General features: G+C 66.9%; 22 protein-coding genes. 11 read left to right on the top strand and 11 right to left on the bottom strand.

Features of this window, described 5'->3' with window-relative positions; translation table 11 throughout:
* Nucleotides 1-282: 282 nt before the first annotated feature.
* The gene (locus J3P30_RS11335; protein ID WP_210481122.1) at nt 283-1,794 is read left to right on the top strand and encodes a tyrosinase family protein; all 1,512 of its coding nucleotides are present in this window, start codon (nt 283-285) and stop codon (nt 1,792-1,794) included.
* Nucleotides 1,791-2,576, top strand: coding sequence for a DUF2182 domain-containing protein (locus tag J3P30_RS11330; RefSeq protein WP_210481121.1), 786 nt, complete (start codon nt 1,791-1,793; stop codon nt 2,574-2,576). Before J3P30_RS11335 ends, J3P30_RS11330 begins: the two co-directional genes overlap by 4 nt.
* A 229-nt stretch (nt 2,577-2,805) precedes the next feature.
* Here the strand turns inward: J3P30_RS11330 and J3P30_RS11325 are convergent, their stop codons facing one another.
* Entirely contained in the window at nt 2,806-4,218 is a 1,413-nt protein-coding gene (locus tag J3P30_RS11325; RefSeq protein ID WP_210481120.1) for an NYN domain-containing protein, read from the bottom strand.
* A gap of 265 nt (nt 4,219-4,483) precedes the next feature.
* Nucleotides 4,484-5,287, bottom strand: coding sequence for a hypothetical protein (locus J3P30_RS11320; protein WP_210481119.1), 804 nt, complete (start codon nt 5,285-5,287; stop codon nt 4,484-4,486).
* A 236-nt stretch (nt 5,288-5,523) separates the two neighbouring features.
* On the opposite strand from J3P30_RS11320, the gene J3P30_RS11315 reads away from it, so the two are divergent.
* Together J3P30_RS11315 and J3P30_RS11310 are read left to right on the top strand one after the other, a co-directional pair.
* Nucleotides 5,524-6,360: an aldo/keto reductase gene (locus tag J3P30_RS11315; RefSeq protein ID WP_210481118.1), complete on the top strand. Its 837-nt coding sequence runs from the start codon at nt 5,524-5,526 to the stop codon at nt 6,358-6,360.
* Between the two features lie 85 nt (nt 6,361-6,445).
* Complete coding sequence (locus tag J3P30_RS11310) at nt 6,446-7,330, top strand: NAD(P)-dependent oxidoreductase (RefSeq protein ID WP_210481117.1); 885 nt, start codon at nt 6,446-6,448, stop codon at nt 7,328-7,330.
* A 178-nt stretch (nt 7,331-7,508) separates the two neighbouring features.
* Here J3P30_RS11310 and J3P30_RS11305 read toward each other — a convergent pair whose 3' ends face one another.
* The 4 genes from J3P30_RS11305 to J3P30_RS11290 form a co-directional block, all read right to left on the bottom strand.
* On the bottom strand, nt 7,509-7,892 hold the full coding sequence (locus J3P30_RS11305) for a hypothetical protein (protein WP_210481116.1): 384 nt from the start codon (nt 7,890-7,892) through the stop codon (nt 7,509-7,511).
* Between the two features lie 158 nt (nt 7,893-8,050).
* Nucleotides 8,051-8,437: a DUF2568 domain-containing protein gene (locus tag J3P30_RS11300; protein WP_246853299.1), complete on the bottom strand. Its 387-nt coding sequence runs from the start codon at nt 8,435-8,437 to the stop codon at nt 8,051-8,053.
* Between the two features lie 18 nt (nt 8,438-8,455).
* Nucleotides 8,456-9,139 carry a response regulator transcription factor gene (locus tag J3P30_RS11295; protein ID WP_210481114.1) on the bottom strand — a complete coding sequence of 228 codons (684 nt, stop codon included), beginning with the start codon at nt 9,137-9,139 and terminating at the stop codon, nt 8,456-8,458.
* Nucleotides 9,140-9,155: 16 nt separating this feature from the next.
* Nucleotides 9,156-9,842: a hypothetical protein gene (locus J3P30_RS11290; RefSeq protein WP_210481113.1), complete on the bottom strand. Its 687-nt coding sequence runs from the start codon at nt 9,840-9,842 to the stop codon at nt 9,156-9,158.
* 110 nt (nt 9,843-9,952) lie between these two features.
* On the opposite strand from J3P30_RS11290, the gene J3P30_RS11285 reads away from it, so the two are divergent.
* Nucleotides 9,953-11,200: a sensor histidine kinase gene (locus J3P30_RS11285; protein WP_210481112.1), complete on the top strand. Its 1,248-nt coding sequence runs from the start codon at nt 9,953-9,955 to the stop codon at nt 11,198-11,200.
* Here J3P30_RS11285 and J3P30_RS11280 read toward each other — a convergent pair.
* From J3P30_RS11280 to J3P30_RS11265, 4 genes are all read right to left on the bottom strand, one after another.
* On the bottom strand, nt 11,123-11,794 hold the full coding sequence (locus J3P30_RS11280) for a sensor domain-containing protein (protein ID WP_210481111.1): 672 nt from the start codon (nt 11,792-11,794) through the stop codon (nt 11,123-11,125). The two genes, J3P30_RS11285 and J3P30_RS11280, sit on opposite strands and share 78 nt — an antisense overlap.
* 684 nt (nt 11,795-12,478) lie before the next feature.
* Entirely contained in the window at nt 12,479-14,743 is a 2,265-nt protein-coding gene (locus tag J3P30_RS11275) for a glycoside hydrolase family 3 C-terminal domain-containing protein (RefSeq protein ID WP_210481110.1), read from the bottom strand.
* Nucleotides 14,743-17,229 (bottom strand): glycoside hydrolase family 78 protein, encoded by a 2,487-nt coding sequence (locus J3P30_RS11270; RefSeq protein WP_210481109.1) that lies wholly within the window; start codon nt 17,227-17,229, stop codon nt 14,743-14,745. The genes J3P30_RS11275 and J3P30_RS11270 overlap by 1 nt, the downstream gene beginning before the upstream one ends.
* 154 nt (nt 17,230-17,383) lie before the next feature.
* Nucleotides 17,384-18,616 (bottom strand): MFS transporter, encoded by a 1,233-nt coding sequence (locus J3P30_RS11265; RefSeq protein WP_246852765.1) that lies wholly within the window; start codon nt 18,614-18,616, stop codon nt 17,384-17,386.
* Between the two features lie 236 nt (nt 18,617-18,852).
* Between J3P30_RS11265 and J3P30_RS15225 the strand changes: the two genes are divergently transcribed.
* From J3P30_RS15225 to J3P30_RS11235, 6 genes are all read left to right on the top strand, one after another.
* Nucleotides 18,853-19,407 carry a MarR family transcriptional regulator gene (locus J3P30_RS15225; protein WP_210481107.1) on the top strand — a complete coding sequence of 185 codons (555 nt, stop codon included), beginning with the start codon at nt 18,853-18,855 and terminating at the stop codon, nt 19,405-19,407.
* Nucleotides 19,408-19,999: 592 nt separating this feature from the next.
* On the top strand, nt 20,000-21,157 hold the full coding sequence (locus J3P30_RS11255; protein ID WP_210481106.1) for an ABC transporter substrate-binding protein: 1,158 nt from the start codon (nt 20,000-20,002) through the stop codon (nt 21,155-21,157).
* 167 nt (nt 21,158-21,324) lie between these two features.
* Nucleotides 21,325-22,170 carry a carbohydrate ABC transporter permease gene (locus J3P30_RS11250; RefSeq protein WP_210481105.1) on the top strand — a complete coding sequence of 282 codons (846 nt, stop codon included), beginning with the start codon at nt 21,325-21,327 and terminating at the stop codon, nt 22,168-22,170.
* A 1-nt stretch (nt 22,171) separates the two neighbouring features.
* A complete protein-coding gene (locus J3P30_RS11245; protein WP_210481104.1) occupies nt 22,172-22,993 on the top strand; it encodes a carbohydrate ABC transporter permease in 822 nt (273 codons plus the stop codon).
* Between the two features lie 755 nt (nt 22,994-23,748).
* Nucleotides 23,749-24,468 (top strand): FxLYD domain-containing protein, encoded by a 720-nt coding sequence (locus tag J3P30_RS11240; RefSeq protein ID WP_210481103.1) that lies wholly within the window; start codon nt 23,749-23,751, stop codon nt 24,466-24,468.
* A gap of 139 nt (nt 24,469-24,607) precedes the next feature.
* Nucleotides 24,608-25,171 (top strand): hypothetical protein, encoded by a 564-nt coding sequence (locus tag J3P30_RS11235; RefSeq protein ID WP_210481102.1) that lies wholly within the window; start codon nt 24,608-24,610, stop codon nt 25,169-25,171.
* Nucleotides 25,172-25,648: 477 nt separating this feature from the next.
* Here J3P30_RS11235 and J3P30_RS11230 read toward each other — a convergent pair whose 3' ends face one another.
* Nucleotides 25,649-26,176: an RES family NAD+ phosphorylase gene (locus J3P30_RS11230; RefSeq protein WP_210481101.1), complete on the bottom strand. Its 528-nt coding sequence runs from the start codon at nt 26,174-26,176 to the stop codon at nt 25,649-25,651.
* Between the last annotated feature and the right edge of the window lie 34 nt (nt 26,177-26,210).

Genomic DNA, 26,210 nt, shown 5'->3' with positions numbered 1-26,210 from the left:
CGGCGGTCGACCCGTCCTGTCACGCCCCCCTCGACAGGACCCCTGATTCCGACCCCGTCCCGGGCCGACTCTTGATGACACCCCGCCTCCCCGGCGTCGGCCGCCCCGGAAGGAGAAGCCCCTTCGACTCTCGCAACGCGAAGGCGCGAGGAATAGTCTTCGGCACGAGTTCACCGCTGGAGGTCGCAGATGGTCCGTACACGCTGCGAGGTGCGATCGCCGGAGGCCGCTGACGCTCTGCGGTGGTATGCGACGGCGGTGCACGTCATGCAGTCCCGGCCCTTGGCCGACCGCACCAGCTGGCTGTTCCTCGCGGCCATCCACGGCATCCAACCGTCGCTCTGGTTCCGATTCGGCGTCATCGAGCCGGACGTCGCGGCTCCACCGGCAGCCGACCAGCGGCGTTTCTGGAACCAGTGCCAGCACCAGAGCTGGTACTTCCTGCCCTGGCATCGGGGATACCTGTTCGCGTTCGAGCAGATCTGCCGCGAGGCGGTCATCGAGGCGGGCGGCCCGGAGGACTGGGCGTTGCCGTACTGGAACTACAGCGACACGACCCGTCCCGAGGCGCGCGTCCTGCCGGACGCCTTCGCCCAGGAGACTCTGCCCGCGGGGTGGGAATCGACCGCCCTGCCCGACGGGTCACCGAATCCGTTGTGGGTCGAGCGTCGTTACGGCAAGACGGATCCTCCGATCACCATCGGTGAGCAGTTCGTGACCCTCGAAGCACTGCAGTTGGACGACTTCGTCGGCGGTACCAACGACATACCGCCCGGCTTCGGCGGACCGGTGACGGTCTTCCACACCGGCGGCGGGCCGAACGGCTCGCTCGAGCGTCAGCCGCACAACGGCGTGCACGGGCAGATCGGGGGTTCCCGGCCTGGAGGGAACGTCAACGATCCGGCCGACCAGGGCTTCATGTCGATGCCGTCCACGGCAGGGCTCGACCCGATCTTCTGGCTGCACCACGCGAACATCGACCGGCTGTGGACGGTGTGGCGGCGGACGCACACCGACCCTGCTGATCCGCGATGGCTCGACGGCCCTATCCCCCGCACCTTCACGATGCCGGCGGTCGACGGGCAGGAGTGGACGTTCACGCCCAGCCTGGTCCTCGACACGGCGTCATCGCCGCTCGACTACATCTACGACGATCAGGCGGCACCGGTCGAGCCCGTGTTCCCGGTCGGTGCCCGGCGCGCCGAGCGCTTCGCGCTGTTGAGCGGAGGCCCTGCGCGGAGTGCGGATGACGGCACACCGAGTGCCGAGGAGCGTGAAGGAGGAGTCATGGGCGCCGAGCACGCGCCGGAGCTCATCGGCGCGAGCGACAGCGCCGTGCGGGTCAACGGCGAGACCCGCGCCGGTGTGCGGTTGGACGAGCCGCGAGTGCGATCACTGACCCAGCGGCTGGGACGCGCGATGGCACTCGGCCCTGTTTCCGAAGAGCCTCCGCGAGTGTTCCTGAAGCTCGAGGGCATACGCGGAACCAGTGACGCGGCCAACTACCTCGTCTACATCGGCCTGCCGACCGACGCCACGGAGGAACTCGATCCGGACCACCTCGCGGGCACCCTGTCGTTGTTCGGCGTCGGGAGAGCGAGCGATCCAGAAGGCCCGAATGCCGGAGGCGGCCTCAACGAGGTGCTGGAGATCACTCGCGTGGTGGACGCGCTCCAGGTCTCCGGCAACGATCTCGCGAACGCGCTCGATGTGCGGTTCGTTCCGGCGAGCGAGAGGGACGCGGACGCCGACTTCTCGATCAGCAGCGTGCGTGTGTTCATGCTCGAACCGTGAGAACCCGCCGACTGGGGCGCGGCCTGGCCGCCGTGGTCCGCCGGCCTCCGGTACCCGCGCTGCTGTTCGTCAGCATGAACGGCTGGGCCGTCATGGTGTGGTCGACGATCGGCGCCGCGGCGAGTCATGCGGAGTTCCGAGCCCTTCCCGGCGCCGTCGTCGCCTCGTCCTTGCACCCGACATCCCACGTCCACGGCGGAGCGGCCACGCCGGTCGCTTTCGTGATGTGGGTGGCGATGGTCCTGGCCATGTCGCCGCTGCTGCTGGCGCGCGAGGTCGACCGGGTGCGGCTCAGCAGTCTGCGCCGTCGGCGCGGCTCGATCGTGACGGTGTGGCTGACGGGGTACGTGGTGATTTGGCTGCTCGCCGGCGCCGCCGTCGTGCCGTTCGTGGCCTGGCTCGGGACGGACGTGCGCCTGGCATGGGGCGCGGTCGCCCTGGTGGCGCTATGGCACTGCTCGCCGCTGCGGCAGCGCTTCCTCAACGCCTGTCATCGAGCCGCGTCGCTCCGCTCGTTCGGCGTCGCGGCGTACCGCGACGCCCTGCGCGACGGCTTCGCCACCGGCGGGGCGTGCGCGGCAGTGTGCGGGCCGCTCATGGTGACGGTGCTGCTCGCTGCGGACATCCACCTCGTCGCGATGGCGGCCGCCACTCTTGCGCTGACGGTCGAGCGCTACCTGCCGGCCCGGACCCCTCGATGGAGGCTGCCGTTCGTCCCGGCACGAGCGTCCGAATGGCCGAGCGCGCGGGCTCGTGCGGGATTGCTCCGCGCGCGCGTGTGACTCCGCCGGCCTCGAAGCGTCACGCACGAGCGCTGCGTAACGTGACCGTCTCCGCTTCCGCTCCGCGCGCTCGGGCGAGTGAGCGGACGGGAAGTCGGATCGATCCCCGGAGCCTCCAGCGTCTCTCGGCCACGGGACCGCGACGAGGCACTTCGGACCTCGGCCCGCCACCACGAGTCCTGCACCCGACCGGACCCGCTCGTGCTCAGGAACTTCGCTCAGGCGTGCGTCAGGAGGGACTTCCGTCGAGGAGCCCGCCGCTCACCCAGGAGGAGATGTCGGTCAGCTCGGATCCGGTGAGCTCGATCCGGGCCCCTCGGCAGAGGCCCAGCACGTTCTCTGCCCAGATCCCCGCGAGTTCTGCTGCGGTGGGCTCGGCCGAGAGGTCGGCGCCGGCGAGGAGGAGGCCATTGATGACGAAGTTGATCGCGGCGCGTCCGATGGGGCTCTCACCCCTCGCGCACGCATCACGCACGCGTTTCGAGGTTTCCGTCCTGTCGAATGGGAACAGCGCCAGGTCGAACGCGAGCTGATCCAAGAGCACCCGGTACGCGGACTGGCTGAGAGCGGGGATCTCGGTTATCCCGACGACTTGGCGCTGCAGCTCTGTCAATCCGGATGTGGCCTGGGCGGCCGGGGCGGGCTCGGGAACGTCACTCTCGTTGAATCGGGTCGGGTCCCACACGAAGCCCGGCATACGAGTCTGAAGCGGCAGGTCCGGCAGGACTTTACGGAGCCACGCGCTGAACGACCCGGTGCCACCCCAGTTCGATTCACGCAGGCCCGGGTCAGCGCGCAATGCGGTCGCCGCCGCCGTCGCCAACACCACGGGTCGTTTCGAGGTCTCGACGAGCCGGCGCACCGCCGCCACTGCCGCCTTCGGAGACGACGGCGTGTTGCCCATCGGTGGCGCGCCGTCCGGCGCGACCGGGCTGCTCGGTATCGCTACCTCGATGTCTTCGCCCGAAGGGGTGTGTGTGAGCAGGCCGATGAAGGCGTCGGCCGCCATCACCGCATCGGCGACGGCTCGATACGCCGCAGCCGCCGGCCCGGGGGTGATGATCGTGACCTGGCGATCGGCTGCCCGGCAACGCGTGACGAGCGGCGTGAAGTCCGCGTCTGCGGAGAGGAACACGAACTCGTCGAAATGCGTAGTCGCGTTGAGCGCGTCTACCGCGTCCAGCACGATATTGATGTCTGCGCTCGACTTGCCCTGCTGAGTGAGCGACGGGCAGTCGACCACCTGGAACCCCGCTCGTGTGAAGTTCGGCCGATAGCGCGAGAACGGCACGGGGTTGAGGTAGCACTTCCGCACGAGGAACCGCCGAGTGAACGGCCCGTCACCGTCGCTCGTCTCCATCAGCGCGCCGACCCACCGAGCAGGATCTTCGGCGAAGGACTTGGCCGCATCAGGATCGAGACGTTGCAGTCCGAGGTACATGTTGTCGAAATCGACGAACATCGCCGACCGCACTCGCCGGGGAACAAGCTGAGCAACTTGACCGTCAGTCACGATGACCATCTTGCCGCTGGGCCCCGTATCCGGATGCGATCGCCGATCGCGCCGCTCTGCCTCAGCCGCGCCGAAGCCGCGCCGGATGCGACGTGCCCCGACCGAATCCCAGCATGGTTCCTCGAACACGGAGCGAGCAGGAGCCCTCGGGAGGCCGGCCGGCTTCGAGCCGCTGGGCTGTGCACGCCATACGGGTGTTGAGTGCGTCGACGACGGCGCGAGCGCGGTTGAGGTCGCTGCAAGTAGACGACACCGCGCACAAGTCGCACGGAATCGGCCGCCGTCTCGGGGTCGAGCGCGCGGACCGGGCGCACGAACACGCCAGAGGGTGACTCACGGGCGGTACGTCGGCGGTGAACCCCGAAGGACGAGGTCTCGTGCGGCTCAGAGCACCTCACTCACCGCTCGCGCGGAGGATCAACCCCGGTACGACAAGCGAGCTCGGGCCATCGAAGCCCTGCTTGTACACGGTTGCGAAGGCGAAGGTGGCAGTCGTCTCGCCGTCCGCCAGATGCCCCCCGAACACGATCGTCCCCCGTCGAAGTTGCCCCGGCGCGATCGAGGCGCTCCACGAGCTCCTGAAAGAATCCGCCGCCAAGGTGGCACCTGCCCCATCAGACAGCGTCGCGTTGCCGAAGACCGGCAACGTGATTGTGAAGGAGAGATTGTTCTGCACGACGAGCTCTACCCGCGTGAAGTCCTGCGTCTGTTCGACCTTCTCGACAGTCGTGACCACTCCGCCCGAGTCGACCGGCACTGGCTCGCTTGCGAGCCGGTCGTAGCCACTCTGATTGCCCGTCACATACCCGACCACAGCTGCCGCTCCGAGCGTGACCGCAGTTCCCCCTAGCCCGACGACCGCGACCGCGACGAGAAGTCCGACCGCGACGGACACTCCCTTCGGTCGAGCGCCGGCCGAAGATTCACGACGATCGGCCGGGATGCCGCTTCGGGGAGGCCCAGCTGTCTCCGAGGGCTGCGACTCCCGTGTCAGCGCCTCACGCAGCAGTTCGACGAGAGCGGCGACCATGCCGGTCAGCGGCGCTGCGAGCCAAGGCCCGATGCCTGTCCAATCTGTGGCGAATTGGATGACGGCGGCCGCCGCAACAAGCAGCAGGTTCGCCAGACCGCCGACGAGAACCACTCGTCCCACCCGCACTCGTCGTCGTGGTGCCTGACGCAGCTCGGTGTTGTGCACCGCTGCCTCCCCTCGTCAGCGTGGCACCAACGTCCATCAGCGCGAAGACGGCGTCAAGGGACCTTCTTCCCGCTGCGCCCACGGCCCGCAGGCTCCTACGGCGTCAAGCTCGTTTCCGCTCACGAGGACCACATCGCCTTGATCGCATACTGCTTCCAAGTAGGGCGGGCGTCCGGGCAAGCGCAGCGAGGCGTTCGCGATGGGGCGTGACCACGGCCCCCGCGTAGGCTGACGCCATGGTCTCCTCGGCGCCGCTGATTCCGCTGAACTCCGGGACGAGCATCCCGCAGGTGGGATTCGGCGTGTTCCTGATCCCGCCGGAGGACACGCAGCGGGCCGTCGAGGATGCGCTCGAGGTCGGCTACCGGCACATCGACACAGCGACCGCCTACCGCAATGAAGCCGAGGTCGGCGCCGCGGTGCGTGCGTCGGGGCTGCCTCGGGAAGAGGTCTTCGTCACGACGAAGCTGCGCAACGACGACCACGCGGCCGGCGACGTGGAGGGCGCGTTCGAGCGCAGTCTGCAGGCGCTCGATCTCGGCTACATCGACCTGTACCTCATCCACTGGCCGATGCCCCGCGTCGACCGCTACGTCGACACCTGGCGCGCGTTCGACCCGTTCCGTGCCGACGGGCGAGCGAGGAGCATCGGGGTGAGCAATTTCCACGTCGCCCACCTCGAGCGGATCATCGCGGAGACCGGCGTGACTCCCGCAATGAATCAGGTGGAGTTGCACCCCACATTCCAGCAGCGGGAGCTGCGCGCGTTCCACGCGGCGCACGGCATTCAGACCGAGGCGTGGGCGCCGCTCGGCCAGGGGCGGTACGACATCTTCAACTTGCCGCCGATGCAGCGGGCTGCGGCGGCCCACGGCGTGACTCCCGCACAAGTCGTGCTGCGCTGGCATCTCCAGACGGGGATCGTCGCACTCCCGAAGTCGAGCTTCCGCGAGAGGATGCGGGAGAACCTCGACATCACCGGCTTCGAGTTGAGCGCGGACGAGATGGCCGCGATCGACGCGCTCGATGAGAACAAGCGACTCGCGGCCGACCCGGACGACTTCAACAGTTGACGGACTGCGGCCGGGTGGCCGCGAACTTTTCTCGTGACTGCCGCATGAGGCCGAAGCGAGTCGATGCACGAAGGAGCGGAGCCAGATGAAGGTCGTAGTAACAGGTTCGCGCGGGAAGGTCGGGCGGGCGACCGTGCAGGCGCTCGTCGACGCCGGGCACGACGTGCTGGGTGTCGACCTCGTCCGCCCTGTCTTCGATGCGGGCGTCGTCGTGCCAGGCCGCTACCAGATGGCCGACCTGACCGATGCCGGCTCGGCCTTCTCGGTCGTCGCGGGTGCCGACGCGGTCGTGCACACCGCCGCGATCCCCCAGCCGACCGGGCACCCGCCCCACGTGGTTCTCCAGACGAACCTGATGTCGACGTTCAATCTGGTCGAGGCGGCGGTTCGCTTCGGGCTGCGCCGCTTCGTGAACGTGTCGAGCGAGAGCATCGTCGGCAACTTCTTCCCCGAGCGGCCGTTCCTGCCCGATTACGTCCCGGTGGACGAGCAGCACCCGCTCAAGCCTCAGGACCCCTATGCACTGTCGAAGGCGTTCGGCGAGCAGCTGATGGACGCGGCGGTGCGACGGTCCGATCTGCGAGCGATCTCCATTCGTCCTTCCACCGTGCACAACAAGGACAACTACGAGTCGAACCTCGGGAAGCAGGTGCGCGACCCGTCGAACCTCTCGGCTAACTTCTGGAGCTACATCGACGCGGACGACCTGGCGGATGCGCTCGTTCTCGCCGTCGAGTCGGAGCTCCCCGGCCATGAGGTGTTCTACATCGCTGCGCCGGACAACGCGGGTGGGCACGACTTCGCCGAGATCCTGCACCGGTATTACGGCGACCAGATCGAGTTGCGCCGTCTCAACCGTGTGGACGCCTCCGGCATCTCCACGGAGAAGGCCGAGCGACTGCTCGGATGGACCGCGAAGCGTTCCTGGCGCGATTACCTCGACGCCGACGGACGCGCCTTGGGCGACTGAGGCGAATATCCGGTGGCCGCTCGCGACCCCGGGAACACGTCGGGGTCAGGACCGCCTGCCGCGTCGCCCGCGGTCCAGCCTGCTGGCGCCCAGTTCTGCTGCCCGCCGGCGCTCGACGCGACGACCGGCGCGACGGTATGTCGAGGTTCGATCCTCCGCCGCCAGCCGTCGATCTGATTCAGCTCAGCTCATCACCGAGCACGAGCTGTTCGGCGATCGTCACCTCCGGCCTTCCCAACTCCAGGGCGGACATCAGGCGCTGGATCCCGGGGCTGCCGATCCAAGCTCGAACCTGTTCCGCGCTCTCCCACTCGTCGACCACGATCAGTTCGCCATCTGTGGCGAAGGTCCGGTGGCGGATGGCGCCCTCAGGCTGGCCGAGCTCCTCGAAGATCGCTCTGATCTCCGGATCGCTGGTGTACCGCCGCTGGAACTCCTGCGCGTCACCGTTGAACCGCATCCTCGCGATCGCCAACGTCGTCATCGTCGTTCCCTTCATCCCAGGTCCGGGGATGCTCCATCGCATCCCGGCGAACAAGGTAGGGCCGACCGGATCGGTCATGCCTGGGGCCTTGGTCCCGCCCGCACAGCTCTGGCTGCGGCGAAGTATCATGGGCCGACCCCCGCCCGACCGGTGCACGGCAGGGTCACGCGCTGAGCAGCTGGCTTTCGTCCGTCTCGCGCCCGCCACCTCCCGCTATCGCTCGATGGCCGCCCCGTTCAGGAGGCCTCGGCGTAGCTGCCCGTGAGCAGGAGGACGGCCGCATCCGCTGTCACGACCACGCCCATGATCAGCGCGGGGAGAGCGCCGAGGGTCGACCAGAGCGCGAGGCAGGCCGCAGCGAACACGGCCAGCTCAGCCGGCACGCGCCAGCGGAGTCGGAGCCTCCGTCGGGACCTGGGTGCGATGAGCACGGCCCAGAGTGCTGCCACCAGAGCCGGTGCGAGGAGCGCGGCAAGCCAACCGAACCCGGAAGGGGCGGTGACGGTGTGCGCCCAATAGCCCGTCGCTGCCAGAGCGGCCAGCTCGAGGACGAACTTGACGGCGACGGCGGAGAGCGCGGCTGTCGCCGAGGCCATCCCCACCCGAGTGCCAGCCGAGCGCATCACGACTCTCCTTGTGTGTCATGGCCGGGCGAGGTGTTTCTGGTAGGTGTAGCGGACCAGCTCAGCCCGGCTCCGGGCCGCCGTCTTGGCGATGATGTGGTTCACGTGCGTCTTGACCGTCGCCTCGGAGAGATACAGGCGGGCTGCGATCTCCTTGTTCCCGAGGCCCTCGGCGATAAGGGCGAGGACCTCTCCCTCGCGAGCGGTGAGGCCGTCAGGAAGGTTCCGGCTCGCCTCGAGCGACCCTGCAGCGGGCTCGTGATCGCGATCCCGATGGGCCAGGGCTTCCAGGAGTCGGCGCTGGACGGAAGGGTCGAACTGCGCCTCTCCAGCGGCCACTGCGGTGAGAGCCGCCCGGATGGCGTCGCTGTCCGCGTCCTTGGTGAGATATCCACGGGCTCCAGCCCGTAGGGCATCGAATACCGATGTGTCGTCGGAGTAGGTGGTGAGCACGATCACTCGTGCTCTCGCGTTGGTCGCGACGAGACGGCCGGTGGCTTCGATGCCGGAACAGCGAGGCATGTCGAGATCCATCAGGACGATGTCGGGATCCAGAGCGGCGACCTGCCGAAGGGCGTCGTCGCCGTCGATGCCCGTCCCGGCGACCTCGATTCCGGGCATGAGCCGCAGGAGCATCGCGAGCCCCTCACGGATGACCGCCTGATCGTCGACGACCAGCACACGGATGGGGTCTGCGGCCATGAAGTTCCTTCCGGCATCAGGCATTCGGCGTGCGGAGCCTGGGTGCAAGGGTAGCGACAGCGATGCTCCAGACCAGGAGAGCGACAAGGCTCGCCCCGAGCGCAAGGGACGTGGGTGGGGTGGGAGCGATGAAACTGCTGGCGCCGACCAGGAGCAGGGCTGCGGCGATCCCCGAGAAGGGCAGGATCCAGCGGGATCGGCCACCGGCTGACCGGTATGCCAACGGCAGCGTCACGACCAAGGCCGCGAGAACCAGGAGCTTGGCGACGTCGATCTCGTCGATGAGCGCGAGAAGCCGGTGAGTGAGATCCGGGTCCGCGGCGGCTGTGGCGGAGGCAACGAGGAGCACCGCGAACTGCCCGGCGGAGAGCCCCCCGGCGGCGGCGCCGAGCACGGCGATGGTGCGCCCCTTCGCTGTTCTCGCGATCCCCCAGGCTCGGAGAGAGCGGACGACCAGGATGTAGAGGGCGACGCCCGCCACCCCGTGCACGAGAAGCGCCTGGACGACAGGCAGGGGGAACGCGTCCACCAGCGACGCGGAGGCGACAACGGGGTCGTCCGACGCACGTCCCTCCTCCGCTGGGATGGTCAGTCCGAGGACCCACGCGGCGGTGTAGACCACGGCGGCGGCAAGCGGTCCGAGTCCGGGGCGCGGCGTGCCCTCTACGGTGGAGGTGTGCTGGACGGTGCTGAGCGGGCTCATCTGGGTCTCCTTCGGCAGTGGGGTGCTCATAGCCTGCGGTCGCCGCGGGGAGCACGGATCGGCTGCTCGGTTGATTCCCTCTCACGCCGCGTCAACCCTGGGGTTGACCCATGCCTCGCCCGGAAGCCACCACGGTGAACCATCCGCTTCTCGCTCCCCTCGGCCTGCTCGTGGTCCTCGTGGTGATTGCCGACGCCGCCATCGGAGAGGTGGGATTCGGGCTGACGGGACAGCCTCTGGCCCTGACGGTCGTCTGCGCTGTCTTTCTCGTCTCGGCCAGCACCTTCCTTCTGTGGAGAAGAGCTTCTCCGGGGGTCACCGCAGCGCTTCTCACGGTGCTTGCCGCATCCGTCGTCGCGATGCACCTCCTCGATCCGCAGGGTCCTGTCCTCGGGCTGCTGCTGCTGGCCGCGTTCGCTCCGCTGCGCCCGCCGCATGCCATCGCGACCGCGCTGACCATCGCCGCCGCTCTGGCGTTCAATGTGACGCAGCTCCTCGTCGCCGGCGAGACTCTGGTGCTGACCGTCGCGACCGACGCGGCCGTTGCCTTCTTCTACCTGGTCGGCACGCTGCTGCGCCGCGAGCAGCAGCAACGGGAGCGTGGAGACCGCCTGGTCGCCGAGCTCGAAGCGAGCCGGGCCGCCGAGCGGGAAGCGGTGGCCGAGGCGGCCCGTGGCCGTCTCGCCCGCGAGCTGCACGACGTGCTCGCACATACGCTGTCCGGGTTGACCATCCAGCTGCAGGCCGCCCGTCTGCTGTCCTCTCGCGGCGACGCAAGCGAGGAGCTCGCCCGGGTGATCGACCGCTCACACGACCTGGCCAGAGCCGGCGTGGTCGAGGCCAAGCGAGCTGTCGGGGCGCTGCGAGGCGAAGGGGTTCCGGGCGCATCCGACCTCCCCGCCCTGGTCGAGGAGCACAAGCTCGCCTCGTCCTGCCCAGCCACTCTGGTGATATCCGGGACGGCGGTTCCCCTCTCTGCCGAGCAGGGGCTAACTCTGTACCGCACAGCTCAAGAAGCGCTCACCAATGCGAGGAAGCACGCACGGGGCGCGCCCGTGGCGGTCACTCTCGCCTGGAAACCGGAGCAGGTCGTGCTCGTCGTGCAGAACGGGACCGGACCCATCACCAGCGAGATGAACCCGGCCCCGAGGGGAGGGAGATACGGCCTTCAAGGCATGGCCGAGCGAGCACGGCTGATCGGCGCCGACCTCACCACCCGGTCCGATGCCGACGGGTTCACGGTCCGGCTCTCGATTCCGCTGCCCGCTGCGGCCTCCGAGTCAGAGGCGGATCACGGCGCGGGCCAGGAAGTGGTGAGCGTCCACCAGGACGGTGAGAACACGAGGAAGGGCCAGTAGAAGGACTGCCCCGACCGCGACATAGAGCACGGCGTCGAGTGCGCCAAGACCAGCCCCGTCGACGCCGACCACGTCGCCGAGCACGACTGAAAGCCGCCATGTGTCGACAGATCTCGGAATCGCTGCCGACCATGCCCAGTACGTCAGCCCGCCGAGCGCCGCCGCGACCCAGACGACAGTCACCGCCCAGCTCACGGCCGCCGCCAGAGGAGCGACGGCGACCCCGTAGGTGAGGCGCAGCCACGCCTGGGGATCCAAGAAGGTGCGCCGGAACAACCCGCCCACCCTGCGGGACGAGGCAGTCTGGAACCCCTTCCGCCCGATCCATCGCAGACGACGAAGCGAGAGCCGGGCTGCGCGGTGCGCCAACCACAGAGCAGACGCGAGGAGCGGAACGCCGACCCAGACGATCACGGTGGAGACACCTGCCGCCGAAAGCGCAACAAGGACCGTGAGTACCGCGATGGCCACCGGGAACTCCGTGAGCAGGAACACGAGATTGCGCGGCAGCTCCCTCACCGCCTGCGCATAGGCGCGCGTGTCAGAGATCGCCTGCTCACCGCTCTGCTCGAATGTCTGCGTGTACTCGACCATTGGAGACTCCTTCCGTCGCGGTCTTCTGAGTGCGGCTCCGAGCATCACCGAAGACCGGAGGGGCCGGATCGGCCTCTCGGTTGAGTACGGAATAGGGCCTCTCCACCCTGAGGATGACCGCGCTCGAGAGCGCCGATCGGCAGTGAGAGCCTCACCCGGATGCCCTGGAGTTCCCGCCCGTCGGCTCGCAGGTCGGGGGTTGCTGCCCGAGGGGACCCAGGATGCGAAAGACGGTCGTGCGCCTGCCCTGCCGGGGACCCAGGACGGCAGGCGCCGACTATTGACAGATCCTGATCAGACGAGACTGTCGAGTAGGGCGGACGGGACTTGAACCCGTGACCGACGGATTGAGTTTCGCTCATCTTTGCCGATCGACGGCCTCGCCGCACTCCTCGTGAAGGCTCGTTCTATCAGGACTTTCTTGGGACATGTGGTCGGTCCGTCACTCAGCTTATCGGGACGGCTCGGTGCCGCTAGGCCCGTTTCGGCGCAATGAATGCTGAATAAACGTGATCGCATCGAGTCCCGGACTCTGAAGACGATCCCCCGCCAAATCTACGTAGGGCCACGCGCCGGCTCTGACGGTCGCTGGGCGTAGCCTCCGCACGACCAGGGCCGATTCTCCCTCGGCGGGGCGACCCTAGGGGGCGCATGGGCGCAGTGGTCCCGCCTGCGCCTCCAGCGTCACACGGGTTCCACCTGCGCGAGCAGGTCGCCCAGAGCGGTGTCTACATCGAACGTTTCGGGGGCCGACTGCAGAGCGAAGTTGAGCACCGTCCGCAAAGGCATTGAGCCGAATAGCGGAAGCATCTCCTCACTTGCCATCGCGCCACCCATTTGCCCCATGGCGGCCATCGCCCCCTGCAACGCCTTGGCACCCGACGGGTGCCGAATCCACTCTTCGAGCGTGGAATTCCGATCCAGGATTGTGGCGACGGCCGGCACCTCGAGCACGACCTCTTCGCGAAGCGGAAGGTCGCGGGAGTTCGGTCCCGCCTCGATGACGAACACGCCAGGCTCGACGGTCCATCCTGACGGCCCCCAGAAGGCGAATGCGCGCTCGTCGAGGTCGATGCGCACTGTGCGCCGCTCCCCTGGGTTGAGGCGCACCTTGGCGAAGCCCTTCAGCTCGCGGACGGGCCGGTTCACTGAGGACTCTGGATCACCGACGTAGACCTGGACGACGTCGGCACCGCTGCGGTCGCCAGTGTTCGCGACCGTCACCTCGACCGAACCGGAGGCGTGGGCGGGATCGGGAACTGATACCTTCATGTCGGTGTACGCGAAGGTTGTGTAGCCCAAGCCGAAGCCGAACGGGAAGCCGACCTCGCGCTCGGTCTTGTCGTACCAGCGGTACCCCACGTAGAGGCCCTCGCCATAGCGGACGACACCGTTCTCTCCGGGCCAGTTGATGTAGGCGGGGGTGTGCGGCAGAGCCACCGGAATGGTCTCCGCAAGGCGACCGCCGGGCTCCGCGACGCCGAACAGGAGGTCTGCCGCCGCCTCCCCCGTCGCCTGCCCTCCGAGCCACATCTCCAAGATCGCGGGAGCCTGCGCTGCGATCTCGCCGAGCGCTACGACGCCGCCATTGCTGAGCACCACCACAACTCGGTGGTTCGCCTCCGCGACCCGGCGCAGAAGCGTTCGCTGCGTTTCGGGCAGGAGCAGATGTGTGCGATCAAAGCCCTCAGACTCCGCCGACGCAGGAAGCCCGAGGAACAGGACCACAACCTCGGAGCGAGCCGCCACCTCGACGGCTTGGTCGTGGAGCGCCGCGTCGTCCTCTCCATCGAAGGTGAATCCGGGGGCGAACCGGATCGCGCGGCTGGTCGCCTCACGGATTGAGGTGAGGGCATCCGTCAGCCGAGTGGGATTGATGTGCGAGCTGCCGGCGCCCTGGTAGCGGGGCGTCAGGGCGAATTCACCGATGACGGCGATATCGCCGCCGGCCGAGGGTGAGAGCGGCAGGATGCCACTCTCGTTGGCCAGGAGCACTGCGCTGTCGGCAGCGATCCGCCGCGCCAGCTCGTGGTGTTCATCGAAGTCGGCGGATACATCGGCGGTGCGGGACTGTATGAGGCGCTCGTGCACCGTGAGCAGTCGCGATACCGCTTGGTCGAGGACGGCCTCATCCAATTCCCCGGCCTGCACGGCGGCCACGATCGCGCGAGGGCTGCGGTCGCCGGTGCTGGGCATCTCGAGGTCCAGGCCGGCTTCGACGGCTGCTGGCGGGTCGACGACTGCACCCCAGTCAGACACGACGTACCCGTCGAACCCCCAGTCGCCGCGGAGGACGTCGGTCAGCAGCCACCGGTGCTGGGAAGCGAACACTCCGTTCACCCTGTTGTAGGCGCACATCACCGTCGACGGCCTTGCGTCGCGGACGACGCGCTCGAAGGCCGGGAAGTAGATCTCGCGCAAGGTGCGTTCGTCGACTTCCACGTTGACGCGCATCCGATCGGTTTCCTGGTTGTTGGCCGCGAAGTGCTTGACCGACGCGCCGACGCCCTGCGACTCGATTCCGCGCACCAGCGCCGCGCCCATCGCTCCTGAGTGGAACGGGTCCTCCGAGAAGTACTCGAAGTTTCGCCCGCAGAGCGGGGAGCGTTTGATGTTCACGCCGGGACCGAGCAGGACATCGACGCCGAGCACCCTGCTTTCGGCGCCGAGTGCGCGGCCCATCTCCGCCAGCAGCTCGGGATCCCAGCTGGAGCCGGTCGCCGACGCGGTGGGGAAACTCGTCGCCGGCTCGCTCGCGAATATTCCGAGGTGGTCGACCGACTGACGCTGCAGGCGCACCCCGTGAGGACCGTCGGTGAGCGTGATGGCAGGGATGCCCAGCCGCTCAACAGCTCGGGTTTCCCAGAAGGCCGCACCGGAGACGAGGCCCGCCTTCTCCTCAAGGGTCATACTCCGGACATGGCGATGGATCGGGGACACTTCTGGCATCAGTTGGCTCCTTCCGCGACGAGCGCGTCTCGCAGCTGTTGCTCAAGCTCGGGCGGAACGCCGGGCAGGTTCTCCAATACGACTTTCAGCGACATCGCGGCCGCTTCAGGGGCGGACGCGTCGAGCGGGATGCCGGGGAAGTACCTGTCCAGGGTCTCGGCTACCGTGCGCCAGATGGTCTTATCGGCTGCGATCTGACGTATCGAGGAGTCCATGGTGAGGCCCTGGATGGCCCCGTAACCAGCGGGCAGCTCGTACCGCCAGGAGTGCGTCCCGTGCGCGACCTCGACTCGCGCAGCCTCGGGGTGCAGCGGAAGCACGACGACCGCTTCGGCGCCCGCCGGAATAGTGACGTCGAGTGCGAGTTCCTCGCCTTCGATTCGCCAGCTCACCTCGACTCGCCCGTACGCCGTCTCGTGGGCAACCTTCGCCCAGGTCAGGCCGCCGCCCGGCTGCGGTGCGATGCGCATCCGCCGGTACCCGGGCTCGACCCGCTGCAGGCCCCCCACCACGCGGTGCAGCCAGTCCGCGACGGCACCGAGCGCGTAGTGGTTGAGCGAGGTCATGCCGGTCGAGTTCAGCGTGCCGTCTGGCATCACCGAATCCCAGCGCTCCCATGTCGTGGTGGCGCCCATCGTCACCGGGTACAGGAAGGACGGGCATTCCTTCTCCAGGAGCAGCGAGTAGGCCTCGGCGAGGTGTCCGGTGCTGCTGAGCGCGTCGGTGACCAGCGGCGTCCCTGCGAACCCGGTGGAGATTTTGTATCCGCGCTGTGCGACCAGCTCGGCGAGGCGGTCCCCCGCCTTTTGCCGCTGGTCGTCGTCGAGGAGGCCGAACTGGATCGTCAGGGCGTAGGCGGTCGCGGATTCGTTGACGAGTCGCCCTGAAGCGGCCACGAACTCGTGGCGGAATGCCGAACGGACGCGCCCTGCCAGCGCCGCGAAGGCCGCGGCGTCGTCGTCTTCGCCGAGGAGCCGCGCCGTTTCAGCCATCTCGCGGGCGGTCTTGAACAGGTACGCGGATGCCACCAGGTGCCGGTCGGTCTTGCCGGCGGTGGGGTTCTTTGCCGGCGCGTCCGGGTCGAGCCAGTCGCCCCACTGGAAGCCGGAGCTCCACAGCCCGTGAGCGTCCAGCAGTGCCTCCACCTGTCTGGTGAAAGCCGCCATCGAGTCGTAGCTGCGACGGAGGATCTCGAGGTCGCCGTACTCCTGGTACAGCGTCCACGGCAGGCCGACGGCGACGTCACTCCAGAGCGCCGTCGGGGAGGACGGGTTGGGCAGCACGTCCGGAACGACCCAGGGAACGTAGCCCTTCTCCGTTTGCTCGGCAGCCAGGTCCTGCAGCCATGAGCCGAGCACTCCGCGCACGTCGTAGAGGAACGCTGCCGTGGGTCCGAAGGCGTTGATGTCTCCGGTCCAGCCGAGGCGCTCGTCGCGTTGCGGGCAGTCGGTCGGTACTCCGACGAAGTTGCCGCGCATCGACCACACGGTGTTGGCGTGCAGCCTGTTCACCAGCTCGTCCGAGGTCTCGAACCAGCCGGTTCGAGCCATGTCGCTGTGCACGACGACCGCTCGCACTGCTTCAGCCGTCAAGTCTCCTGGCCAGCCGTCGATCTGCGCGTACCGGAAGCCGTGGAAGGTGAAGCTCGGTTCCCAGGTCTCGACTCCGCCGCCCCGGAGCGTGTATCGGTCCGTCGCCTCGGCGGTCCGGTTCGTCTCCGTCTCCAGCTCGCCAGCCGGGGTCAGGAGCTCTGCGTGCCGGAGGGTTACCGTCCGCCCCGACTCTCCTTCAACCGTGAGGCGCACCCACCCGGAGATGTTCTGCCCGAAGTCGACGATGGTCTTTCCGGATGGGCTGGTCAGAATCTCGGCCGGCGCGAGCTGCTGGACGCGGCGGATGGGCGGGCCGGCGGGCGCTTGCAGCGCCTCGAGGTTCCATTCGACCGGCTCGGCGGGGGCCCAAATGCTGTCGTCGAAGCCTGCCTCGCTCCATCCTTCCGGTTCGAGCCGGGCATCGTACGTTTCGCCGTCGTAGATGCTGTTGGCCAGCACTGCGCCCGTGCCGACTCGGAACGAGTTGTCCGTGCCGATCACCTCGGTGCGCTCCGGGTAGTGCAGCTCGAGTTGAAGGAACAGCGCAGGTCGATCGGTGTACAGGTTCCGGCGCCCCTCCCAGCCGAGCCGCCCCACGGCCCAGCCCTCCCCCACGATCGCGCCGACGGCGTTGGCACCGGCGCGCACGATGTCCGTGACGTCGTAACTGCTGACGTTCAGGCGGTGCTTGTACGACGTCCACCCGGGAGACAGCACCTCGTCCCCCACGCGCACGCCGTTGAGGTACGGCTCCACGAGCCCAAGCGCGGTCACGGAGAGGGTGGCGCGAAGCAGACCCTCGCTGACCGCGAACTCGCGACGGAAGTAGGGAGCGGGGTGCCCCGGGTTGGGTGTGGTGGCGGAGATGAAGGTGGCCTGCCAGGACGAAGGCATGACGTTCCTTTCGGGGATTGGGTAGCGAAGGCGCTGCCGGCTTGGAGTCGCAAGAGCGAGAGGCTGGGTCGGGCAGGGTGGAAGTTCCTGGCGGGGTCGTTGGCCCGCGGCGATGCATGCCCCGGCGAAGCCAGCCGGGGCACGCGGGGTGGGGTCAGGTCAGCGCGGGCTGTGCCGCTGCCTGAGGGTCGGCGAGCACTTCGGTGTCGAACTCGCTGTGCCGGTCACGACGACGGAAGACCATCCAAGCGGTAGCGCAGCCCACTGCGATGACGGTTGCGAGGAACACGTAGAACAGGGTCGGGCTGAAGGCCACCAGGAGCGGAGTCACGCTGGCGAGGATCGCAGCGAGGAAGCGTGCCACGGCGATGATGGCGCCCTGTGCGGTCGTGCGGAGCAGCGTCGGGAACTGCTCCTGCGTCCAGACCTTCATGATCCCCTCGAATGCGAAGGAGGTTCCGACGATGCCGATGACTCCGGAGATCAGCGACGTTGCGAGGGTGATGCCGAACACCGCGGGCACGAGCTGCGCGAGGACCCAGCAGACCGCGCCGACGGTGAAATAGGTGAACCGCTTCGGGGAGTCGGCGATCTTCATGAACCACAGGTAGCCGACGATGCCGAGCGGGATCAGCGGGAGGCCGATCAAGGTGGCCGCCTGCAGGTCCACTCCGCCGACGTTCACTAGGAGGTACGCGCCGAACTGGCCGCCGGTGTTCGCCGCCAGGTTAGTGAGGGCGTAGAAGACCAGGAGCCCGAGGAAGGGAGCTCGGTAGGGCCCGCGGAGGAGTTCCACGACCCGGGTCCGATCGGCGCGAATGGTGGTCACCCCCGCGCGACGCTCATCCCGTGCAGCGAGCCACTCGGCGGACTCGGGAATCGTGAGGCGGGCCACCATGACGAGCATGGCGACCACGCCGATATGGACGAACAGGGCCTGACCACCGAACCGACCCATCCCTGCGAGCACCCCACCGGCGACGAGCGAGACGATCATGCCGACCATCCACAAGAGGTTCGAGAAGCCGACGAGCTTGCCCCGGTTGGTGTCGTCCGCGGCCTCGGAGATCGTCGACAGCGAGACCGGGAGGTCGGCGCCAGTGGCGAGCCCCAGCACGAGCGCTGCGGCGAAGATCAACGCAAACGAATCGGCGAAGACCAGCGTGCATGCGGCGAGCGTGATGAGCACCATGGTCACCGTGAAGATCGGGCGCCGTCCGAATCGGTCGCCGAGCTTGCCTCCCACAAGGGCACCGACAGCGATACCGAATGTGAGGGCGGCGGAGGCGGCTCCGACCTCCCCTGGAGCGAGTCCGAGCGCATCCTGGTAGATCACCAGTGCGGTGCCAAGACTGACGATTGCGGCCGCGTCGATGTACGAGGCCATTCCAGAAACGAGACCGACCCACCAGGGACGGGCGCTCCGTTGCGCTGCGACTTGCGTCACGGATTCTCCTTCGAAGAGCGGACGTCGGGTCCGCGGGGACTGGGGCACAACGCAGTGACACGACTCAGGTGTTGCGACCAGAGGATCGTAACCGCTGATTGTCCCAACGACAATGATTGCCTCACGGTGCGCCGCGCGGGCATACTTGGACCGTGCCGAGACGACCGCATGCGAGCGTGGATCTACGGGAGATCGACGGAACGTCCGAACCCGTGCTGCGTGGGCGCGGAGCCGACTTCTCGGCGGCGCTGCAGGCGCTCATCACGTTCACGAACTCGTCCACGTGGCGGGAGCGGGTCCTCGTGGAGAGCGACTTCCCGCTTGCCGGCGACATGCCGGCCTTTCTCCTTTTGAACCAGCTCATCTACCGCACAACGGCACGGCCCACCGACATGGCCGATGCCATCGGCACGGGCCGCTCGAACGTCAGCAAGATCGTCCGGCGGCTCGAGGCAGCCGGTCTGGTCGGGCGGATGCCGGATCCCGAGGATGGCAGGCAGAGCGTGATCGGCCTCACGGCCGCTGGCCGCGAGGCGGCGGAGCGCATCTCAGCCGTGAACAGCGCGGTGTACGGGCCCCTGTTCGCAGCATGGAGCGACGAAGACTTCGATCGGCTCGAGTCGCTCGTTGTCCGCCTCGTGACGAGCCTCGACGACCGACTGGACCACGCCGTGGAGCGGACAGCAGGCGTTCGCCTTCCCCGCCCGGCACAGGTGAATCACGGTTCCTGACCGGGGCTAATGGATCGACGCCGCCAGCGGCCAGGGCACCGAGCCCAGGAAGCCGCGACGGCGTCGACGAGCGCGTGGCCAGCTGCGCGAAGCCCCGCGCACGCTCAGCCGCCGTCGCGTTTGTGACGCGTTCCCTAGCAACCAGGCGGGCGGGCCGGTAGATCCTCACCCCTAGCCAGCCCGACACCCCGAGCCGCGCGCTCGGCGATACGTGCATCTTGGCAACTTTGATTGTCCTGAGGACAGCGTCCATGTAGCATGGCCGATCGACGCGCTGATGATTCGTTTCAACAGCCGCGTTTCAACACGGTGGTCTCGGGAACCTCCATCGGAAAGGAAGTCGCTTCCTCGGTCCCAACGCAGCTACGCGTTCGGCCGCGGATGGTCTTCCCGCTGATGGCGGACGTCCGTCTGAGCCCGCCAGGGCGTCTGAGCGCACCGGCTCGGCCGTATCCCTAGAAATCCGATGGAGTGTTTCATGCGAAAAGTTAGTGCAGTATCGTGCGCGGTCGTCGTCGCCACGGCCCTCGGCCTTGCCGGCTGCTCGGCCGGCCCTCAGGCGAACTCGGGCGGTGGTGAAGATGGCGACACCGTGCTGACCGTTTCGGGGTTCGCTGGGGACCCCACTGCGGAGCCGCTGATCGAGGCATTTGAGGAGGAGAACCCGGGCGTCACGGTCGAGTTCACCGCTCTGCCGTTCCCTGGGATCCTGACTCAGATCAACACCGAACTGGTCTCTGGCAACGCCTCGGACGTCGTGGCCGTATTCCCCGGCAACGGCAACCCGATCGCCGTGCACGCTCTCGCGAAGGGTGACTACCTCGCTGACCTGAGCGGGTCAGACTGGGTCGGGAACTACAACGATGCCAACAAGGCCGTCATGGGCACCGACGGCGAAATTCTCATGGGCGCCAACGCGTTCACGATCATCCCTGCGATCTACAACACCCAGGCACTCGAAGCCGTCGGAGCCACGCCGCCGACGACCTTCAGCGAGGTGCTCGCCCTGTGTGACACGGCGAAGTCGAACGGAAAGGTGGCATACGCCCTTGCGGGGGTCGCTGGCGGCAACTACCCGTATGTCGCGTACGCCCTGTATGCGACGCTCGTCCACGGAGCGAATCCGGACTTCGTCGCAGAGCAGGCATCAGGCGACGCCTCGTTCAGCGACTCGGAGTGGACGACCGTTCTGAGCAAGTACCGCGAGATGGTGGACGCCGGCTGCTTCACCGCCGACGCGACGGGAACCAGCGTGGACGTCGCGCAGGGTCAGGTCGCGAAGGGCGAGGCTCTCGGCATCGTCACGGTCAGCCCGGTGATCACCGCGATCGCGGACGCGGCTCCCGAGGGGACGACCTTCCAGACCGCGCCGTTCCCCGCCACCGACGACGCCTCGGAGACATTCCTTCCTGTCGGACTCGGCGCCGGCTACGGCGTCAATGCCAAGTCCAAGAACATCGACCTGGCCAAGAAGTTCGTGGACTTCTACATGTCCGACGCGGGACTGAAGATCGCCGTCGAGCTCGCCTCGATCTACCCGAGCGCTCCTGTCGAGGGATACACCCCGCCGGAGAGCCTCGCAGGGGTCGCTGAGCAGGCACAGGGCGACCAGACTGCGTCGTTCCCCGACCAGACCTGGCCGAATGCGGTCGTCAACCAGACGTACCTCGACGGCCTGCAGGCCTTCATCGGCGGCCAGACCACCGCTGAGGACCTCCTGGCGCAGCTGGACAGCGCCTACAACGGCTAAGTCCTAGCCACTCAGCAACGTCGCGGTGCGGTGTTCACCGGCATCGCACCGCGACGTGCTCTCAACGACGAGACAGGTCAGGAAAAACCGACATCATGGCAATTGCACCCACCGTTCGTTCCCTCGCTCCGCGGAAACGACGTCCCTACCGCGGCTTTGCCCACACCGTGTGGTGGTTCGTCCTCCCCGCAGCCGCGTTCTACGTCTTCGCCGTCGTGTATCCCAGCGTGCGCGGCAGCCTGCTCGCATTCACCGACTGGGACGGGATCTCGCCGAATCCCAATTGGGTGGGCCTCGACCAGTTCGGCCGCATCCTGACCGATCCGAATGCTTTGACCGGAGTCAGGAACACCCTCCTGATCGCTTTCGCGGTCACCGTCATCCAGAACGTCGCCGCGCTTCTCATCGCTCTTGCCCTGAACTCTCGAATCAGGACTCGCAACATCCTCCGAGTGGTCATCTTCGCCCCGGTGGTGATCACCTCCATCGCGGTCGGCTTCCTCTGGCAGAACCTCTTCGCGCCCGCCGGCGGTATCAACGAGGCGCTCGAGACGGTCGGCCTGGGCTTCCTCCAGCAGAACTGGCTGGGCAACCCGGACACCGCGATCTGGTCCGTCGTCATCGTCGTCTTCTGGCAGTTCGTCGGGTACTCCATGGTGATCTTCCTGGCGGGACTGCAAGGCATCCCCCACGAGGTCCTCGAAGCTGCCGCCATCGACGGAGCGGGACCGATCCGACGGTTCTGGTCGGTCGTGCGACCTCTTCTCGCGCCCGCGATCACCATCAATGTGATGCTCTCCCTGATCGGCGGCCTCAAGCTCTTCGATCAGGTCTTCGTGATGACCAAGGGCGGACCCGGCGGAGCGACGAACACCATCTCAACCCTGATCTACTCGAACGCGTTCACGCTGGGCCGTTTCGGGTTCGGCGCAGCCCTCGCCGTGATGCTGACGATCTTCGTCGCCGTGGCCTCAATCATCCAGTACCGACTGCTCGCCCTTCAGGAGCGCTGACATGTTCCGATACACCTGGCGCACGGCGATCCTCGAGGTCCTCATGGTCCTCGTCGGTCTGCTGTTCGTATTTCCCATCTATGTGCTCATCACCCTCTCGCTGAAGGCGCCTGGCGATCAGAGTGGGCTGCTGGCACCGCCTATAGAACCAACTCTGCAGAACTTCGCCGATGCATGGCAACAGGGCGGCTTCGCAGGCGCGCTCGTCAACAGCGCAATCGTCACCCTGACGACCGTCGCGCTCACCGTGATCTTCGCCGCGGCAGCGGCATATCCTTTGTCGCGCCTCGGGGCACGATGGTCGAAGCTCACGTATTTCGCCTTCCTCGCCGGGCTGCTGCTCCCTGTGCAGCTCGCACTGCTTCCGCTGTACCAAACGATCCGGGACCTCGGTCTTCTGGGCACCCTCGTTGGCGTGATCATCGTCTACGTCGGCGGAGGCATGCCGTTCGCGATCTTTCTGTATGCAGGATTCATGCGGGCCCTGCCGGGCGAATATGAAGAGGCCGCGGCGATCGATGGGGCTCATGCCTTCCGAACGTTCTGGTCGGTGGTGTTCCCCTTGCTCCGGCCGATCACCGGAACTGTAGTCATCCTCACTGCGGTAGGCACGTGGAACGACTTCCTGACCCCACTCCTCTATCTGTCGGGCACGGATCAGCAGACCGTCACGGTTGCCATCAACGGATTCGTCGGTCAGTTCGGCGCGCAGTGGAACCTGATCTTTGCCGGCATCATCATCAGCATCCTGCCGATCCTGATTGCGTACTTTCTCCTGCAGAAGTACATCGTGCAGGGCTTCGCTGGCGGGCTGAAGGGGTAACGCGCGAGACGGAAGCGCCCGCTACGTCAGAAACGATCCCCGTGTTGGCTAGCAGTGGGGAGTAGGTTCGGCGCATCTACATCGCGGCGGCAGCGGTCCTCTCCGCCCTGCACAAGGCAGCCTTGATCTGCGCGGCCGCAAATGCGCCACGGTCGAGGCCGACGTCCGAACCCGACATATGGGCTCCACTGAAGGGTCTTGCCTCAGTAGCGAGCCGGAAGTGGAACCCGGGAACGCACCAGCGTTTACGACCACCGACGAGCGGTGACGCATTCGGCGCGCCTTCTTTCGCTAGCCGCAGGGCAGAGGCGGTCCGTGGTCCCCTGGGTGGTCTGTTGGGAGTCGAACTGTAACCCTGTTGGGCGGGGCGACCAATGGAGTGGCGGGTGGCGTACCACCCCACGCGCTCAACCGCCGAACGTGGCGTCGAGCATCTTGTCGATTCCGTCGTCAACCGCTCGGTCGATCAAGCGGTCCTCCTCCTCAGGGCTAGCGCCGTCGGGGATCGGGACCTCGAAGTTCCGCTCTCGTTCCAGATTCCTCGCGGCTTGCTCTTCCCCCAAGCGCCGCACACCCGCGGCGTCAGGAATGATCGGTCGTCGCTTGGCCGGTGGCGGGACCGCTGCCCTTGTGTGCGGCAGGCATCGGACGAATGCCCCGCCTTTTGGGGGTTGGCGATACTGGATAGTTTGCGCCGCTTACTTCGAGTCGCCCCCTAGCCTGAACCGACCCTCAACTCCTGATTGGAAAATCAAATGAAAGTTGCGAGCCTCGCCGCAGGCCTGCTGATCGTGGGCCTCCTCTCAGGCTGTGCCGCCCCGTCGATTGGAACGGTCGGCTCGGATTCAGAGAAGCGTGACTCGCGGCCTTCCGCCGCGCCAGTCACAGCGGAGGAGGTGGAGGAGAACGAGCCGCAGGACCTCATCATTGACGATCTGGCCTTCGGCCGTGTCGTCGACCAGGACTACTGGTGGTATGTCGTCGTCGTAGACAACCCAAATCCGGACTTCGTCTTCGCGTCGGCATCGCTCAACGTCGAAGCATTGGATCCGAATGGAGTGATCCTCGACACGAGTGGCGACTATCCGACTCTCCTGCCTGGGAAGACCGCCATAACTGGGCTCTTCTTCGAGGTCGGGAGTCAGGAAATCGTTGAACTCAATGTCCGCGGTCCGCTCGCCTCGTCTGCCGTTAGCTCACCTTCCGGCGAGACCGGATCCTTCACGCTCAGCCCTGTGGAGTCCGTGCGAGACACGTACTCGACGACCGTCTCGGGAAACATCACGAGCAACTTCTCCGAGGAGCAGGAGTACGTCACGGTGGTTGTCGTGGCTCGGGGCGCGGACGGGAGCATAGTGGGGGGAGAGTCAACCTATGTCGAGCGTCTTCCTTCCGGGGGCACCGCCCGCTTCGAGGCAAGCTTCTTCGGGTCGCTACCGGAAGGCGCAACCTTCGAGGCCTTCCCCTACCTCTGACGATGGCAGCGCGGGAAACACCCGCTCCTCGTCGCCGGGAACGTTTCTCGCTCTCGGGCCTCTGACCGTTCTGTATTGACCGTAGGGAATCATGCATATATCCGTCCGTGAAACCATTTCCGCGACCATCATCTGCGCCGTGATCGTTCTGAGTGGATGTTCGGCACAGCCGAACGACGACGCCGCCGACCCTACCGGCGCGTCGCAAGCTCCCATCGAAATTGAGGAGGAGCTGGCGACCGTTGACGTGACGATCGCGCGGTCCCTTCTTGACCCGAACGACTCAATGACCGACGAGGCCATCGTCGCGGCGGCCCAGGAGGAGGGCCTCACCGCGACCGTCAGTGGCGACGCTGTCATCTACACGATGACGAAGACGCAGCGCGACGAGAGGCTCGCTCAGATGCGGTCAAGTGCGCAACAGGCGATTGACGAGATGGTCGCGGACACATCGAACTCCGTCACCGGGGTGGAGTTCAACGACGCGATGACGGCGTTTCAAGTAGCCGTCGACGGCGACCAATTCGCCCCCATGGAGGCTTTCCTGGCGCTGGCCTTCTACGTTCAGGGCGCCCTGTACCAGCAGTTCGCGGGTGTCCCGGTCGATGACATCGACGTCACCGTCAACTTCGTCGATGACGTTACAGGTGAAGTGCTTCAGACCGGGTCCTACCAGGAGATGCGCAAGAACGCTAGTCAATAGCGACTGACGCCGGCCACCGACACAGGAGCCCACAACGCGCTGTGTCGTCCGGCCCGGTCCTTGTTTCAACACGACTACGTGTCGCGGACCGCGGTCCGTCGCGGCTCCCGCTGGCATGGCCGCGATGACGTGCCCTATGAAGTAGCACCGCGACTCCCAGCTCGAAGATCACCTTTACACAAGAAGCCCGCGTACGTCGCCCCATCACCGCGGCGGTAGGCCTGGTCATCGCCTGTCACGCGCGCCCGCCAGAGACTCGTTGTCGTCAGCGACAGCGTCCGCCCTCACCTTGAATTGCCCGGACAGCCACGAAGAGTGGCAAACGAAGCTCGGATCGACGGACGCAGAAACGATCGGCAGGTGATACTCATGACTCGTGGCAGGATCAGGCGGTGCCTACCGCACGCGCGATGGGATGACATCCACGAGGCGTTGCAATGCCCCCGGAGGCCAGCCGCACGCCTGTGGGCTTCCCGATCAGATGAGCGTCAGAGCCGTCAGTGACGGGGGGCCAGCCACGACCATGCCGGCAGCCGCGCACGCGTCGGGTCCCTCCATATGGAGCGCAGCAGTGAAGCCGGCCCCTGCGGCGCCAGCGTCCCCGAAGAGCGCAAGTGCGCTTGCTGCTCCGGTGGTATATGCCGACCCGTAATAGACGCCCTCGAACTGATTCGTCTCGAAACTCTTAGCCCAGGCCTGCGGTACAGAGTAATCATCCATCGTGACGAGCGCTCTGACGACATTGAAGGCAACCGCGCGCGCACTACTGACCGCCGCGCATTTATATCTGACTGGGGCAGTGATGACCGACACGGCGAATGACTCAGCGAAAGCCTTCGAGACCACGCCAGACGAACTAATTTCGTCCCGCACCTTCTCGCGCACAGCGGTTTCTACCTTCGTCGCCGTATAGCACGTGCCACGCGGGCCGGAGAGGTTGAACCTGCCAGAAGGCCCATTGTCGAACCACCAGGCAGAGCGGGTGACGCTATGCGCGCGGTACATCCCAAATCCAGCGGCAAAGTACCGGCGCGGGAAT

This window comes from Naasia sp. SYSU D00948 (assembly GCF_017916515.1).
Taxonomy (GTDB): domain Bacteria; phylum Actinomycetota; class Actinomycetes; order Actinomycetales; family Microbacteriaceae; genus Naasia.
The sequence above is the reverse complement of the archived record's forward strand: the minus strand, read 5'-3'. Positions and strand labels throughout refer to the sequence as shown.